Raw genomic sequence first — 14,931 nt, 5'->3', positions numbered from 1 at the left:
GATCCGCCTAGCGTGTAGGTGAGGAGCGTGATAACCGGCGTGCGCCCGTTACGTTTCGGCGACCCGGCTTCCATCGGGCCCTACCGGCTGACCGGCTTCCTCGGCGAGGGCGGGCAGGGCAGCGTCTACCTGGCTTCCTCGCCCACGACCGGTGAGCGGGTCGCCGTCAAACTGCTGCACGCCAGGTTCACCGAGGACGAGCGCGCGGTCCGCCGTTTCCTGCGTGAGGCCGATTCGGTGCGGCGGGTGGCGGAGTTCTGCACGGCTCGGGTGCTCGACGTGGGCGAGGCCGACGGGCGACCGTACATCGTCGGCGAGTACGTGGACGGGCCCTCCCTGCAGCGCCACGTGAGCGCGGAAGGGCCCATGCGCGGGCAGGCGCTGATCCGGCTGGCCATCGCGACCGCCACCGCGCTGACCGCGATCCACCGGGCCGGGGTGGTGCACCGCGACTTCAAGCCGGGCAACGTACTGCTCGGGCCGGACGGGCCCCGGGTGATCGACTTCGGCATCGCGCGGGCGCTCGACGTGAGCCAGAGCATGACTTCCAGCGTGGTCGGGACGCCGGCGTTCATGGCGCCCGAACAGTTCCTCGGGGACGCGCAGCCGGCCAGCGACGTGTTCGCGTGGGCGGGGACGATGGTGTTCGCGGCGACGGGGCAGGGGGCGTTCGGGTTCGGGGCGCTGCCGGTGGTGATGCACCGGATCCTGAACGGGGAGCCCGACCTGGCGGGGGTTCCCGAGGCGCTGGCGCCGTTGTTGTGGGCGGCGCTGGCCAAGGACCCTCAGCGGCGGCCTACGGCCGATCAGCTCATGCACGAACTCATCCGCTCCGCGGGCGCGTCACCGGCCGTCCCTGGTGGGCCGGTGGGCGACCACGCCCCCGCGCCGCCGGGTGGGGCGGCGGGCGACGGCTTCGCCACGTCCAGCGGGACGCGCCGGCTCGCCGATCCGGCCGCCTTCACGGCTGTCCCCTTACCGGGGCAGGACTTACCCGGCCAGGAGTTACCGCGCCAGGACCTATTGGGCCAAGGCTTACCGGGCCAGGACTTACCGGTCGGCGGCGGCGCGCCGGGGCGGGGGTGGACGGGGCCGACCGGGCCGGGGCGGCGGGGTCGGCGGGGGTTGTTGATCACGGCGGGCGCGGCGGCGACGGCGGTGGTCGTGGGGCTGGTCGCCTGGATGGTCGTCCAGTTCAACGACCGCACCGCCGCCACCACCACGACGACGCCCGGCCCTGTCGCCTACGGGAGCGCGCTGACCTCCGTCGTACGCCCGTCCGGCAAGAAGGGCGGCACCGTCCGCCTGGCGTCGGCGGTCGCCCTGGATTCCACGGACCCGGCCGACATGTACATGACGCAGTCGTGGAACATGGTCCGCCTCTACGGCCGCGCGCTGACGATGTTCAAGCCGGCCCCGGGCGCGGCGGGGACGCAGATCGTGCCCGACCTGGCCGAATCGCTCGGCAAGCCGAGTGACGGCGGCAAGACCTGGACCTACACACTCCGGCAGGGCCTGAAGTTCGAGGACGGGACGCCGATCACCTCGGCCGACGTCGCGTACGCGGTGCTGCGCAGCATGGACTCCGGTTTCGAGCAGGGCACCAGCTACTTCGACCTCATGCTCGACCTGCCCGCCGGCTACCAGGGCCCCTACAAGTCCCCCACCGCCGTCACCACGTCCGCGATCGAGACGCCGGACGATCGCACGATCGTGTTCCACCTGAAGGAGCCGTTCGCCACGTTCGACCACCTCGTCCAGTTGCCCGAGACGATCCCGGTGCCGAAGGTGAAGGACACGCGCGACGGTTACAAGCTCAAGGTGGTCTCGTCGGGTCCGTACCGGTTCGCCCGGGTCGCGGAGAACTCCGTCGTCCTGGAGCGCAACCCCAACTGGTCACCCGAGTCCGACCCCAACCGCACGGCGCTGCCCGACCGCTTCGAGCTCACCTACGGGATGGACGGGGCCCAGGCGGCCGACCGGTTCAAGGCGGGAGAGGCCGAGGTGGGGCCGCTCGTCCCGGACGGCGAGATCGCGGCGGTGCTCGGCGACCCCGCGCGCAAGGCCCAGGCCGACGCCCCGATCACGACCGTGCGCGTACTGGCGATCAACCCGCAGGTGCCGCCGTTCGACCGGCCCGACTGCCGCCGCGCGGTGGTGCGCGCGCTCGACCTGAACGCCGTGCGGGCGGCCGACCTGCCGCTGGCGGACGAGGTGCCCACGTCGCTGGTGCCACCCACGGTGCCCGGGCAGCACGCGGCCGTCCCCGGGCTGACGGCGGACGGCGACCCGGCCGCCGCCCGGCAGGACCTGGCGAGGTGCGGCAGGGCCGGCGGCTTCCCGGCCAAGTACCTCTACCGCGATCTGCCCCAGGAGGCGGCGGTGGCGCAGGCGGTCAAGGCCGCGCTGGCCGAGGTGGGCATCGAGGTGTCGCTGGAGGCGGCGCCGGTCGCGGAGTTCCACCAGTCCAAGGGCGGCAGCCCTGACTACCTGAAGAAGAACCAGGTGGGGCTCATCGCCAAGGCGTGGATCTACGACTGGCCTGATCCGTACTCGTTCCTGCCCGAGATGGTGGACAGCAGGCGGATCAGGGAGAAGGAGTTCTCGTTCAACGTCAGCGTCCGGCTGCCGACCGTGGACGCGGTCCTGGACCGGGCGACGAGCCAGCTCGACCCGAGGATCAGGGCCGGGCTGTGGGCGGAGGCCGAGCGGCGGGTGGCCGGTGAGGCGGTGCTGGTGCCGCTGACCTGGCGCCGTTCGCTGCTCCTGCGCGGCGCCCAAGCCACCGACCTCCACGTCAGCCCGATCTACGCCGACTACGACCTGACCACCATCGGCGTGAGCACCGCCTCCTGAGGCCTGCACCAGCTCCTGACCCCAGGCACCGGCTCCTGACGCTCGGCACCGCACGACGGCCCACCGCGCCACGGCGCCCGTTCTCAGCGTGACGGCGCGCCGTGGGACGAGGGTCAGCTGGTGACGGCGAGGGCCAGGGGCAGCACGGCGGGAGCGCCCGCGTGGCGGACCAGGGCCGCCGCCAGCGTCATCGTCCAGCCCGTGTCGACCCGGTCGTCCACCAGCAGGACCGGCCCGCCGCAACCGGCGACGGCCGCACCGAGGTCCTTCGGCATGGCCAGCGTGCCCCTGATCGCCTGCACCCGCTTGGCGCTGTTGAACTGCTGCCCCGGCGACCCGGCCCGATAGCCCAGTTCGCCCAAGTATGTCAGCCGCCCCACCTGCGCCAGCCGCTCGGCGAACCCGCGCACGAGCTTGGGTCGCGTCGCCGAAGGAACGTTGACCACGGCGACAGGCCGCGCACCCCAGTCCCAGGCCGACAGAACCTTGATCACGGCGGCGAACATGTCGTCGGCCACCGGCTGGTCGTCCCCGGCGAACAGCTCCCGCAGCCGGTTGCCCCACCCGATGTCGGTCAGCCGCCCGAGCGCCCTGCCGGGCTCGGCGCCCAGCTCGGGCTTGATCCGCCCGGACAGGTCGGACAGGCCGGTCGGCCACTGCCTGCGGGCCTCGATCTCGACGCCGGGCCTGCTCAGGCGTTCGCGGGCGGTCTCGACGGCCTGGGCGGCGATCTCCGGGGAACGGTGGCGGCCGGTGCAGTTGTCGCAGCGCCCGCACGGGGCGGCGGTGTCGTCGTCGAGGTGCCGGCGCAGGTATTGCTCCCTGCACTCGGTCGTGGTCAGGTAGGCGAGCATGGCCTGCTGCTCGGCCCCGCGCTCGGCCGCGATGCGGGCGTAGCGCTCGCCGTCGTAGGCCCACTCCTGCCCGGTGGCCTCCCAGCCGCCCTTGACCCGGCGGACGGCGCCGTCCACGTCGAGCACCTTGAGCATCATCTCCAGGCGGCTGCGGCTCAGGTCGACGGCGGTCTCAAGGGCGGGGGTGGACATGAGGCCGCGCTCTTCCAGAGTCTGCAACGTGGTGCGGACGACGGGCTCGGGCGGGAAGGCCAGCGAGGCGAAATAGGCCCAGATGTCGCGGTCTTCCGTGCCGGGGAGCAGGATCACCTCGGCCCGTTCGACGCCGCGCCCGGCCCGGCCGACCTGCTGGTAGTAGGCGACGGGCGACTGCGGCGCGCCCACGTGGATCACGAAGCCCAGGTCGGGCTTGTCGAAGCCCATCCCGAGCGCGCTCGTGGCCACCAGCGCCTTGATCCGGTTGCCGAGCAGCGCGTCCTCGGCGGCCAGCCGCTCTGACGGCTCGGTCTGGCCAGAATAGGCGGCCACCTCGATCCCCTGTTCGCGCAGGTAACCGGCTATCTCGTGGGCGGCCGCGACGGTGAGGGTGTAAACGATGCCGGAGCCGGGCAGCTCGCGCAGCGTCTGAGCCAGCCAGGCCAGGCGCTGCTCGGCGGTGGGCAGGCGGACGACGCTCAGGTGCAGGCTCTCGCGCTCAAGCGGCCCGCGCAGGACGAGCGTGTCGTCACCGTCGGGCCGCAGCTCGGCGGGCAGGCGCAGCTGCTCGGCCACGTCGCGGGTGACGCGCGCGTTGGCGGTGGCGGTGGTGGCCAGCACCGGGATGCCCGGCGGCAGCTCCGCGAACAGCGTGGACAGCCTGCGGTAGTCGGGGCGGAAGTCGTGACCCCAGTCGGAGATGCAGTGGGCCTCGTCGACCACCACCAGGCCTGCGCTCTCGGCCAGCTCGGGCAGGACGTTGTCGCGGAAGTCGGGGTTGTTCAGCCGCTCGGGGCTGACCAGCAGCACGTCGACCATGCCCTCGGCGACCTGGCCGTAGATCTCCTCCCACGCCTCGGGGTTGGCGGAGTTAATCGTGACGGCGCTGATGCCGGCCCGCTCGGCGGCGGCGATCTGGTTGCGCATGAGCGCCAGCAGCGGCGAGACGATGACCGTGGGGCCCTCGCCGAGCTCGCGCAGCAGCGCGGTGGCGACGAAGTAGACGGCCGACTTGCCCCAGCCGGTGCGCTGCACGACCAGCACCCTGCGGCGGCCGAGCACGAGGGCCTCGATGGCGGCCCACTGGTCGTCGCGGAGGACGGCGTGCTCGCCGGCCAGCGCCCGCAGGCGCTCCTCGGCCTCTTCCCGCAGCATCGCGGCATCGGGGGCTTCAATCATGCCTCTTTGTTACCAGCTCCCCCCGACCAAATACTCCCCAATGGCTGTCGTTGTCGCGGCTTTCTCTCCGCGATGACTGCCTCTACAACCATCTTCATCCTTTACGGCTGCGCGGAGCCGGCCCCACCCGCCGCACGTGGCCGGGCCCCGTCCAGGGGAACGCTCCTCCGGTTCACGGGGCGGGCCGCCGTGACGTGCGCTCTGTGGGCCTCCCGCGTGGTCAACTGATGACCACGCGGACGTCGGCCATGCGTTACCGCATCCGCTTGGTGGGCTGGTTGCCACGCGGGCGGCCCACAATGCGCACGTGACGGCGGCCCGCCTTGTGCGGGTCAGAGGGCGTTTTCCTGGAGGCGCTCAGCCATGTGCGGTGGGTGGCGGTGACGTTGGCCACGCCGTAAAAGATGATGGTTTTGTTAGATCTTGTCGGCATGCTCGGGGAAAGCATTGATCGTGACGCGATGCATCCGGCGGCGCTCGGTGTAGTCGGCGACCGCGTAGTGCTGCGTCGGCCGGTTGTCCCAGAAGGCGAGTGTGCCCGGCCGCCACCGCAGCCGGAGCTGGAACTCCGGCGAGCGGATGTGGTCGATCAGGAACGGCAGCAGCGCCTCGTTCTCCCGGTCGCTCAGCCCGATGAGACGGGTCGTCGAGGCGCGGTTGACGAAGAGCGCCTTGCGGCCGGTCTCCGCGTGCACGCGCACCACGGGACGCACGATGGGCGGCCATTTCGCCTGGATCTCGGCCAGGTCGAACGGATGCCCCTTCGAGATCGCCTTCTTCATCGACATCGTGATGTCGTGCTCGGCGGTCAGTTCGTCGCACAGCCGCTGGATGGGAGGCGAGAGCGTCTCGTACGCCAGGTGGGTGTTGGCCCAGCACGTGTCTCCGCCCACGGAGGGCAGCTGGACGCAGCGCAGCAGTGAGCCCATCGGCGGTGTCGGCTCGAAGGTGTTGTCGCTGTGCCATTCGTCCCCGCCCTCACCCTTGGGCGAGGTCTGGTCGAGGACGTGGATGGGGCTGCTGGAGTCCTTCTTGAAGGCCGGGTGGTTGAGCGTGCCGAAGTTGAGGGCGAACTGCACGTGCTGCTCGTCGTCGATGTGCTGGTCGCGGAAGAACAGCACGTGGTGCTTGAGCCACCCCTCCCGCAGGGTGACGACCTCCTCCTGCGACAGCGGCTTGCGCAGATCGACCCCGGTGACCTCGGCGCCGATGTGCTTGGTCACGGGATGAAACTCGATCATGACGCCTCCGTAATCAGGGGGAACCCATGAGCAGAACGGTAAGACCAAGCAATTGCTTGGTCAAGCTCGCCGCCGCGCATCGAACACGTTTGCGATAAACGAGGGAAGGCCGCTAGGATCCGTACGTGACCAGCGGGCCGTATCCTCGAAGACAGACAGATCGTTACGGTTCTCCCCGCCTCGGCCGGTCGAGGCTTGAGCGACACTATGGATACGCCACTGGAGCCCTGGCTCATGCCATCATCTCCAGGGGCGGACACGTCGCGATCCCTGCCGATCCGTGGCCGCACGCGCTTCTGTCGACGCCCCACACGCCGATCTGACGCTTGTCCAGCGGGCTGACGGCTACGGTTACTGCTCGAGTACAGAAGGAGGATGCGCTTCCCCTCGGCGCGACGGCCGAGGCAGCCGCGCAGCACAAGATGGCCCGACGCACGACTGCACCCCCACCTGAGGATTTCGAGGAGCGGATCGTCGACATCGACGTCTCCTCCGAAATGCGCGCGAGCTACCTCGAGTACGCCTACTCGGTGATCTATCAGCGCGCCCTGCCCGACGCGCGCGACGGCCTCAAGCCGGTGCAGCGGCGCATCCTCTACTCGATGAGTGAGATGGGCCTGCGCCCCGACCGCGGCCACGTCAAGTCCTCGCGCGTCGTCGGCGACGTGATGGGCAAGCTGCATCCCCACGGCGACAGCGCGATCTACGACGCCCTGGTGCGCCTGGCGCAGCCGTTCTCGATGCGCCTGCCGCTGGTCGACGGCCACGGCAACTTCGGCTCGCCCGACGACCTGCCCGCCGCCATGCGTTACACCGAGGCCAGGCTGGCCCCGGCGGCGATGCTCATGGTCGACTCGCTCGACGAGGACACCGTCGACTTCAAGCCCAACTACGACGGCCAGGAGACCGAGCCGGTCGTCATGCCGTCGGCGTTCCCCAACCTGCTGGTCAACGGCACGAGCGGCATCGCGGTCGGCATGGCCACCAACATGGCGCCGCACAACCTGACCGAGGTCGTGGCCGCCGCCCGCCACCTGATCAAGAAGCCGGACGCCACGCTCGACGAGCTGATGAAATACGTCCCCGGCCCCGACCTGCCGACGGGCGGCTCCATCATCGGGCTGCAGGGGGTGCGCGACGCCTACGAGACCGGTCGTGGCACGTTCCGCATGCGCGCCAAGTGCGAGATCGAGCAGATCACGCCGCGGCGCAAGGGCATCATCGTCACCGAGCTCCCCTACAACGTCGGCCCCGAGCGCGTGGTCACCAAGATCAAGGAGCTGGTGACCAGCAAGAAGCTCCAGGGCATCGCCGACCTCAAAGACCTCACCGACCGGCACAAGGGCCTGCGACTGGTCATCGAGATCAAAAACGGCTTCATCCCCGAGGCGGTGCTGGAGGAGCTCTACCGGCTGACGCCGATGGAGGAGACGTTCGGCATCAACAACGTCACCCTCGTCGACGGCGAGCCGCGCACGCTCGGGCTGCGTGAGCTGCTGCAGGTCTATGTGGACCACCGGCTGGAGGTCGTGCGGCGTAGGTCGGAGTACAGGCGGCGCAAGCGTGAAGAGCGCCTGCACCTGGTCGACGGCCTGATCATCGCGCTGCTCAACATCGACGAGGTCATCCAGGTCATCCGTTCCTCGGACGACTCCGCGCAGGCGCGGGCCCGGCTGATGGAGGTGTTCGACCTCACCGACATCCAGGCCGCCTACATCCTCGAAACGCCGCTGCGCCGCCTGACCCGCTACGACAAGCTGGAGCTCGACCGCGAGAAGGAGACGCTGAGCGACGAGATCGCCAAGCTCACCGAGATCCTCTCCTCCGAGACCAAACTGCGCCAGGTCGTCTCGGGCGAGCTGGCCGAGGTGGCCAAGAAATACGGCACGCCGCGCCGCACCGTCCTGCTGGAGGCGCCCGGCGTCGCCCGCACCCCGGTGACGTCGCTGCAGGTGGCCGACGACCCGTGCCTGGCCATGCTCTCCTCGACCGGCCTGCTGGCCCGCACCCCCGACGCCACGCCGCTGCCCGGCGAGGGCGACCGGACCGCCCACGACGTGCTGGTCAGCGTCGTGCGCACGTCCGTACGCGGCGAGGTCGGCGTGGTCACCTCGCTGGGCCGGCTGATCCGCGTCCAGGTCGTCGACCTGCCGACGCTGCCGCCCTCGGCCAACCCGCCGTCGTTGTCGGGCGGGCATCCGGTGTCCGAATACGTGTCCCTGCAGCCCGACGAGAAGGTGATCGGGCTCGGCTCCCTCGACCCCGACGGGCCCGGCCTCGCGCTCGGCACCGCGCAGGGCGTGGTCAAGCGGGTGGTGCCCGACTATCCGGCCAACCGCGACGACTTCGAAGTGATCACCCTCAAGGACGGCGACACCGTGGTGGGGGCCGTCGAGCTGGTGTCCGAGGCCCATGACCTGGTGTTCATCTCCTCCGACGCCCAGCTGCTGCGCTTCTCCGCCGCTCTCGTACGCCCCCAGGGCCGGCCCGCGGGTGGCATGGCCGGCATCCGGCTCGACGACGGCGCCCGGGTGATCTGGTTCGGCGTGGTCGACCCCGAGCGTCCCGCCCAGGTGGTCACCGTGGCCGGCTCCTCCACGGCGCTGCCCGGCACCCAGGTGGGCGGCGGCAAGGTGTCCGACTACGCCGAGTTCCCCGCCAAGGGGCGGGCCACGGGTGGCGTGCGGGCCCAGCGTTTCCTCAAGGGCGAGGACGAGCTGCTGCTGGCCTGGGCCGGCCCGGCTCCGGCCAAGGCGGTCTCGGCGGTGGGCAAGCCGGTGCCGCTGCCGGAGGAGATCGGCCGCCGCGACGGCTCCGGAGTCCGGCTCACCCACACGATCGGCGCCATCGGCGGCGCCCTCGCCTCCGGCCCCGAGGCATTGCCAGGCGGGGCCTCGTCTGAGGTGACCAGCGCGGACGAGTCATCCACCGACGAATGACCCTTCCCGCCGACCACCCCATCGGCGGCTGACCACGTGGACCCGCGGGTCCGGCCCGAATGTGCGGGTCCGGCGCGAACCGAACCAGGCGCCCGGGCCCGCAGAGGCCGGATCCGCGAGATCCGGATTCACAGGTGACCGGTCCCGCAGGATTCAGGCCGGCAGGAACTCGAACCCGCAGGCCGCCGGTCCCGCAGGATTCAGGTCAGCGGAAGGTCGAACCCGCGGGCCGCCGGTCCCGCAGGGTTCGGGCTGACAGGAGGTCGAGCCCCGCCGACCAGCGCGGCAGCCCACCTGACAAAGCTCACCGACCGGCGAGCCCGGCCCACACCCCGCGCAACCCCACCGACCGATGGCCGGCCCCGCCGTGGAAGCGGGACCGGCCACTCCCCCGGGCCGGGAGCAGTCCCCTTCGCCCAGCCCGGTGGCACCAGTCAGACCGGCCCGGCAACCCAGAGCAGACCGGCCCAAAGTTCCGAGTCCGGACCAGCCCAAGAGCCCAGGCCGAATCGGTCCGGCGACCCGGAGCAGACCAACCCGGTGACCCGAAGCAGACCGGCACAAAACCCGAGTCACCCCAGCCGGTGGTCCAGGTCGAACCCGTCCAACGACCCAGCTCAGTCGCGGCAGAGGCAGAACGGGTGGCCGGCCGGGTCGAGGAAGACGCGGAAGTCGTCCTCCTCGCTGGGCTGGTGCGCGTGCTTGGTCGCGCCGATCTTGATCACCTGGGCCTCGGCCTCGTCCAGGTCGTCGACCGTCACGTCGAGGTGGAACTGCTGCGGGCGGTCCGGGTCCGGCCAGGCGGGCGGCTGGTGGTCGGGCGCGAGCTGGAACGCCAGCCTCTTGGGCGGCCCGCCGTCGCTGACCACGACCCAGTCGTCCTCCACCGAGGTGACCGGCCAGCCCAGCAAGGCGGCGTAGAAGTCCGCCAGAGCCCGTGGATCCGGACAGTCCACCACAACGGTTCGGAACTTCGCGATACCGCCCATTACTCTGAACCCCTCTCAGACGAGAATGGATGCCATGGCTGCCAACTCGTTCATGGTCCCGCTCGGCACTCCCGCGCCCGCCTTCGACCTGACCGCCATCAGCGGCGGCAGCGTCTCACTCGAAGACCTCAAGGGTTCTCCCGCCACTCTCGTGGCGTTCCTGTCGAACCACTGCCCGTACGTGCGGCACATCGAGGCCGGCCTCGGCGCGCTGGCCGGGGACTACGGCGCCAGACTGTCGATCGTGGCCATCTGCAGCAATGACAGCGTGAACTACCCCGACGACGACCCGACACACCTGGCGGAGCAGGCGGCGCGGGCGGGGTTCTCGTTCCCGTATCTGCTGGACGACACCCAGGAGGTGGCCAAGGCCTACCGGGCGACCTGCACGCCGGACTTCTTCCTTTACGACGGAGATTTCCGGCTCGCCTACCGCGGCGAGTTCGACGGCTCCAGGCCGGGCAACGACGTGCCGGTCACCGGCGAGTCGCTGCGGGCCGCCATCGACGCCCTGCTCGACGGCGAGCCGATGCCGGAGCAGCAGCGCCCGTCACTCGGCTGCGGCATCAAGTGGAAGCCGGGTAACGAACCCGGGTGAACCGGTGATCTCCATTCACCTCATCACGTACCGCCGCGTTCCCTATGATCATGGAAACGAAGTCCCGGGCAGGTCGCCGACGACGCGAATGGAGACCGAGATGGCCGCACGATGGACCGCGTTACCCGCCCTGGCCACGGTGAGCCTGCTCGCCGCCGGCTGCGTCAACCCGAACACGGGCACCTCGAACGCGGACGGCGGCCCGTCGTCGAGCGCCTCCGCCGCGACCTCGCCGGGGACGTCGGGCGGGGCCAAGCGGATCGGCTTCTTCGGCTTCGCCAAGGCCAACTCCTTCTCGGCCGCCACGTTCGCCGGCGTCGAGGAGTACGCGAAGGCGAACGGCGCCACCGCGGAGTTCCTCGACTCGAACTTCGACGCCCAGGCCCAGGTGCGCCAACTCCAGGACGCCGTGACGGCCAAGCGGTTCGAGGTGTTCGTCGTCCAGGCCAACGACGGGGCGGCCGTGGTGCCGGCGATCCGCTCCGCCGTGCAGGCCGGGATCACCGTCGTCGTGCAGTTCACCCCCGTCGGCACCCGCTACGACACCGCCGACCCTCAGGTGGACGGCACGATCACGCTGATCGACGTGCCCACGCTGAACGGCGAGGGCCTCGGCGAGCTGGCGATCCAGGCGTGCGCGAGCAAGAAACTGGACCCCTGCGAGGTCGGCTACCTGGAAGGGCTCAAGGCGCTGCCGCTGGACAACGCCCGCACCCAGGCCGCCGTGGCCAAGCTGAAGGCCGCGCCGGGCGTCGAGGTGAAGGCCCAGCTCGAAGGCGGTTACACGCAGGAGAGCGGGCGCAAGGCGATGCAGGACGTGCTGCAGAAGAACCCCGGCATCGACGTGATCATCGGCGCGTCGCAGGCCATCCTCGGGGCCGAGGCGGTGGCGAAGGGCAAGGACATCATGTATGTCGCCAACGGCGCCTCCCGCCAGACCGTCCAGGCGGTGCGCGAGGGACGCTGGTTCGGCGCGTACTACCTGCCCGTCAAGACCCTCGGCGCCAAGGCGGCTGAGCTGGGGCTGCGTAAGGCGCGTGGCGAGCAGGTGCCCGCCACGAACCTCGCGACGGACGTCCAGCCCGGCACGAGCATGGGGACCAAGGACGCGCTGGCCCAGGTGAGCGGCGAATACGACGAATGACGGCCAGGTCGCTGCGGGACCACGGGATCGTCCTGGCGGTCGCGGTCCTGGTGGTGGCGCTCTCCCTGGCCACCGACACGTTCCTGAGCGCGGGGAACCTGGTCAACCTGCTGGACCAGGCCGTGGTCGTCGGCCTGCTGGCGTGCGGGATGACGGTGTGCGTGATCTGCGGCGTCTTCGACCTGTCCGCCAGTGCGGTGCTCGCCGTGAGCGCCATCGTGGCGGTGCTCGTCACCGAGCACGCCGGGGTGCCCGCGGGGTACGCCGCCGCCGTGGTGACCGGCGGCCTGCTCGGCACCCTGAACGGCGTGGTCGTGGTGCTGTCGCGGGTGCACTCGTTCATCGCCACGCTCGCGCTCAGCATCGTGCACCGCGGCCTCGCGCTCGTCATCACCGGCGGCGCGATCGTCTATCCGGGGGCGGCCCTGCTGGAGTCCTTCCAGTCGCTGAGCTGGCCCACCGTGCTGGGCGGCGTCACCGCCTCCTCCCTGCTGCTGGTGGTGGTGGCCGTGGTCACGTCGCTGCTGCTGGCCCGCACCACGTTCGGCCGCCGCGTGTACGCCGTGGGCGGCAACCCCACGGCGGCCTGGCTGGCCGGGATCGGCGTGCGTTCCGTGCGCGTGGGCGCGTTCGCGATCAGCGGCCTGTGCGCCGGGCTGGCCGGGCTGGTGCTGGCGGCGCGCGGCGGCTCGGCGCAGCCGGACATGGGCACGCTGCTGGAACTGACGGCCATCGCGGCGACCGTGATCGGCGGCACGAGCATCCTCGGCGGGCAGGGGGCGATCTGGCGCGGCATGGTGGGCGTGCTGATCCTCACGTTGATCGGCAACGGCTTCAACCTGCTCGGCTGGAACTCCACCTACCGCCCGGTCGTCGAGGGCCTGCTCATCCTGGCCGCCGTGAGCGTTGATCATGCTTTGAGAGCTCGACGATCTTAACGAAAGATCGAAAACTGGGTCACATGAGCGTTACGATCTGTTCTGAGCAGTTTGCGGTGTGGATCTGAAGGGCCGGCATGACCAACCCCTCGCGCGTTCCCGTGGGCATCAACCCCAGTGTTCCCAACGCGGCGCGCATGTATGACTACTACCTCGGCGGCAAGGACAATTTCGCGGCCGACCGCGAGGCAGCCGAGAAGATCATGGCCTTGGGCCCGAGCAGGGAGATCTGCCTGGCCAACCGGCGTTTTCTGGGCCGCGCCGTCCGCCACGTCGCCGGTCTGGGCATCGACCAGTTCATCGACCTCGGCACCGGCCTGCCCAATCAGAACAACGTGCACGAGGTCGCCCGCACCGTCCACCCGGAAGCGCACGTCCTGTATGTGGACTACGACCCGGTGGTGATCGTCCACGGCCGCGCCCTGCTGGCCGGCACGGACGCGAACATCACCATGCTGGACGCCGACGTCCGCAACCCCGGCTCGATCCTCGACGCCCCCGAGACGAAACGGCTGATCGACTTCACGAGGCCGGTCGGCGTGGTCTTCCTCGGCGTGCTGCACTGCCTGACCGACCGCGAGGACCCGTGGGACGTGGTGGCGACCTTCCGCGACCGCCTGGCCCCCGGCAGCGCCCTGATCGTCTCCCACCTCACCGACGACGCCCATCCCGAGGTGGGCGAGGCGGCGCGGGAGGTGTACGACGACGTGGACGCGCCCCTGATCCACCGCAGCCGGGAACAGGTCACCCGCATGTTCGACGGCTTCGACCTGGTCGAGCCGGGGGTGACGCACGTGGCGGACTGGCGCCCTGAGGAGGCGTGGGAGACGGAGCTCGCGGGCAGCGAGTGGTGGTACGTGGGCGTCGGCCTCAAGCCGTAGAACCCCGGATGGGCGCCCGTACGGAAGCGCGTACGGGCGCCCGCGCTCAGGGCGCGGCGGTGATGGCGGCGGGCAGGGCGAGCAGCAGTTCGTGCGGTTCGCCACCCTCCCAGAGGCGGATCAGCTTGGTCCCCGCCTCCCCCGGGTCGAACTGCTCGCACCCCAGCGGACCGAAGCACCCGGCCTCGTCCAGCATGAGGATCAGCGGGTCGTCGTCGGGGAGGCTGGCCGCGTAGGCGGCGGTGTCGAGCAGTGCCAGGGCGCACTTGGCGTTGCGGCCGTCGTCCCTGGACTCCACACGGTCGAGGCGGCGCCGGGCCTGGCCCCGGAGATACGCGGCTAGCGATTCTGACCTGCTCACGACTAACCTTCTCTGGTCACGTACATACGGCTACGACATCATCACTCAAAGTGAGTGCGTATCGGGGGACGTTCGCGAAGTTCAGCCAGTCGCCACCCCGGAAGGGGCCGACTCCAAGTCGTACGGGAGTATTTGTGCCATGAGTGCGTTCGACGACCTGTACAGCGCAAACGCGAAGTTCGCCGAGAGTTTCGGAAGCTCTGGTCTCACCGGCCGGGCGGCACGCGGGCTGGCCGTTGTGACCTGCATGGACTCACGCATCGACCCCCTGGGCCTGCTCGGCCTCCAACCCGGGGACGCCAAAATCCTGCGCAACGCCGGTGCGAGGGTGACGGACGACGTGCTGCGTACTCTGGTGCTCGCCGTCTACGTGCTCGGGGTGAACCGGGTGCTCATCATGCCGCACACGGACTGCGGCATGGCCAAGGTGACGGACGCGGAGGTGCACGCGCTGACCCGCGACCACGGGGTGGACACCAGGAGCCTGGAGTTCCACACGGTGCCCGACCAGAACGAGGCGCTGAAGCACGACCTCACCCGCATCCGCACGACCCCGTTCCTGCCCCGGGACATGCCGGTGTCCGGCGGCATCTACGACGTCCACACCGGCCGCCTGACCCCGTCCCCCCACTGACCCACCCTGGAGGCACCGACTCGCGGACTCGCGGACTCGCGGACTCGCGGACTCGCGGACTCGCGGACTCGCGGACTCGCGGACTCGCGGACTCGCGGACTCGCGGACTCGCGGACTCGCGG

General features: G+C 70.5%; 11 protein-coding genes. 7 read left to right on the top strand and 4 right to left on the bottom strand.

What is annotated here, in order from left to right; all coding sequences use genetic code 11:
* The first annotated feature begins 39 nt into the window (after positions 1-39).
* Positions 40-2,856 (top strand): ABC transporter substrate-binding protein, encoded by a 2,817-nt coding sequence (locus AB0C27_RS15485; protein ID WP_357843640.1) that lies wholly within the window; start codon positions 40-42, stop codon positions 2,854-2,856.
* Positions 2,857-2,969: 113 nt separating this feature from the next.
* Here the strand turns inward: AB0C27_RS15485 and AB0C27_RS15480 are convergent, their stop codons facing one another.
* Together AB0C27_RS15480 and AB0C27_RS15475 are read right to left on the bottom strand one after the other, a co-directional pair.
* The gene (locus AB0C27_RS15480; protein WP_357843638.1) at positions 2,970-5,084 is read right to left on the bottom strand and encodes a RecQ family ATP-dependent DNA helicase; all 2,115 of its coding nucleotides are present in this window, start codon (positions 5,082-5,084) and stop codon (positions 2,970-2,972) included.
* Between the two features lie 416 nt (positions 5,085-5,500).
* Complete coding sequence (locus AB0C27_RS15475) at positions 5,501-6,325, bottom strand: TauD/TfdA family dioxygenase (protein WP_357843636.1); 825 nt, start codon at positions 6,323-6,325, stop codon at positions 5,501-5,503.
* A gap of 422 nt (positions 6,326-6,747) precedes the next feature.
* Between AB0C27_RS15475 and AB0C27_RS15470 the strand changes: the two genes are divergently transcribed.
* A complete protein-coding gene (locus tag AB0C27_RS15470) occupies positions 6,748-9,264 on the top strand; it encodes a DNA topoisomerase IV subunit A (protein ID WP_357843634.1) in 2,517 nt (838 codons plus the stop codon).
* A 617-nt stretch (positions 9,265-9,881) separates the two neighbouring features.
* On the opposite strand, the gene AB0C27_RS15465 is transcribed toward AB0C27_RS15470, so the two are convergent.
* On the bottom strand, positions 9,882-10,253 hold the full coding sequence (locus AB0C27_RS15465) for a VOC family protein (protein WP_357843631.1): 372 nt from the start codon (positions 10,251-10,253) through the stop codon (positions 9,882-9,884).
* 34 nt (positions 10,254-10,287) lie between these two features.
* Here AB0C27_RS15465 and AB0C27_RS15460 point away from each other — a divergent pair, with 34 nt between their 5' ends.
* The 4 genes from AB0C27_RS15460 to AB0C27_RS15445 all read left to right on the top strand — a co-directional run bounded on the left by AB0C27_RS15460 (position 10,288) and on the right by AB0C27_RS15445 (position 13,814).
* Positions 10,288-10,851, top strand: coding sequence for a thioredoxin family protein (locus AB0C27_RS15460; RefSeq protein ID WP_357843628.1), 564 nt, complete (start codon positions 10,288-10,290; stop codon positions 10,849-10,851).
* 100 nt (positions 10,852-10,951) lie between these two features.
* Entirely contained in the window at positions 10,952-11,995 is a 1,044-nt protein-coding gene (locus AB0C27_RS15455; protein WP_357843625.1) for a sugar ABC transporter substrate-binding protein, read from the top strand.
* Positions 11,992-12,933: an ABC transporter permease gene (locus AB0C27_RS15450; protein ID WP_357843622.1), complete on the top strand. Its 942-nt coding sequence runs from the start codon at positions 11,992-11,994 to the stop codon at positions 12,931-12,933. The genes AB0C27_RS15455 and AB0C27_RS15450 overlap by 4 nt, the downstream gene beginning before the upstream one ends.
* Positions 12,934-13,010: 77 nt before the next feature.
* Complete coding sequence (locus tag AB0C27_RS15445) at positions 13,011-13,814, top strand: SAM-dependent methyltransferase (protein ID WP_357843619.1); 804 nt, start codon at positions 13,011-13,013, stop codon at positions 13,812-13,814.
* A 46-nt stretch (positions 13,815-13,860) separates the two neighbouring features.
* On the opposite strand, the gene AB0C27_RS15440 is transcribed toward AB0C27_RS15445, so the two are convergent.
* Positions 13,861-14,175: a hypothetical protein gene (locus AB0C27_RS15440; protein ID WP_346111996.1), complete on the bottom strand. Its 315-nt coding sequence runs from the start codon at positions 14,173-14,175 to the stop codon at positions 13,861-13,863.
* Positions 14,176-14,314: 139 nt separating this feature from the next.
* On the opposite strand from AB0C27_RS15440, the gene AB0C27_RS15435 reads away from it, so the two are divergent.
* Positions 14,315-14,809, top strand: a complete 495-nt coding sequence (locus AB0C27_RS15435) for a carbonic anhydrase (RefSeq protein ID WP_357843616.1) — start codon at positions 14,315-14,317, stop codon at positions 14,807-14,809.
* Positions 14,810-14,931: the final 122 nt, after the last annotated feature.

The organism is Nonomuraea sp. NPDC048882 (assembly GCF_040649755.1).
Classification (GTDB): domain Bacteria; phylum Actinomycetota; class Actinomycetes; order Streptosporangiales; family Streptosporangiaceae; genus Nonomuraea; species Nonomuraea maheshkhaliensis.
This window is presented reverse-complemented; position numbering and strand designations above follow the sequence as displayed.

Bases quoted from the DNA above. Each gene is read 5' to 3' on its own strand.
- AB0C27_RS15480 (WP_357843638.1), bottom strand. From the start codon at position 5,084: ATGATTGAAGCCCCCGATGCCGCGATGCTGCGGGAAGAGGCCGAGGAG.
- AB0C27_RS15475 (WP_357843636.1), bottom strand. From the start codon at position 6,325: ATGATCGAGTTTCATCCCGTGACCAAGCACATCGGCGCCGAGGTCACC.
- AB0C27_RS15470 (WP_357843634.1), top strand. From the start codon at position 6,748: ATGGCCCGACGCACGACTGCACCCCCACCTGAGGATTTCGAGGAGCGG.
- AB0C27_RS15465 (WP_357843631.1), bottom strand. From the start codon at position 10,253: ATGGGCGGTATCGCGAAGTTCCGAACCGTTGTGGTGGACTGTCCGGAT.
- AB0C27_RS15460 (WP_357843628.1), top strand. From the start codon at position 10,288: ATGGCTGCCAACTCGTTCATGGTCCCGCTCGGCACTCCCGCGCCCGCC.
- AB0C27_RS15455 (WP_357843625.1), top strand. From the start codon at position 10,952: ATGGCCGCACGATGGACCGCGTTACCCGCCCTGGCCACGGTGAGCCTG.
- AB0C27_RS15450 (WP_357843622.1), top strand. From the start codon at position 11,992: ATGACGGCCAGGTCGCTGCGGGACCACGGGATCGTCCTGGCGGTCGCG.
- AB0C27_RS15445 (WP_357843619.1), top strand. From the start codon at position 13,011: ATGACCAACCCCTCGCGCGTTCCCGTGGGCATCAACCCCAGTGTTCCC.
- AB0C27_RS15435 (WP_357843616.1), top strand. From the start codon at position 14,315: ATGAGTGCGTTCGACGACCTGTACAGCGCAAACGCGAAGTTCGCCGAG.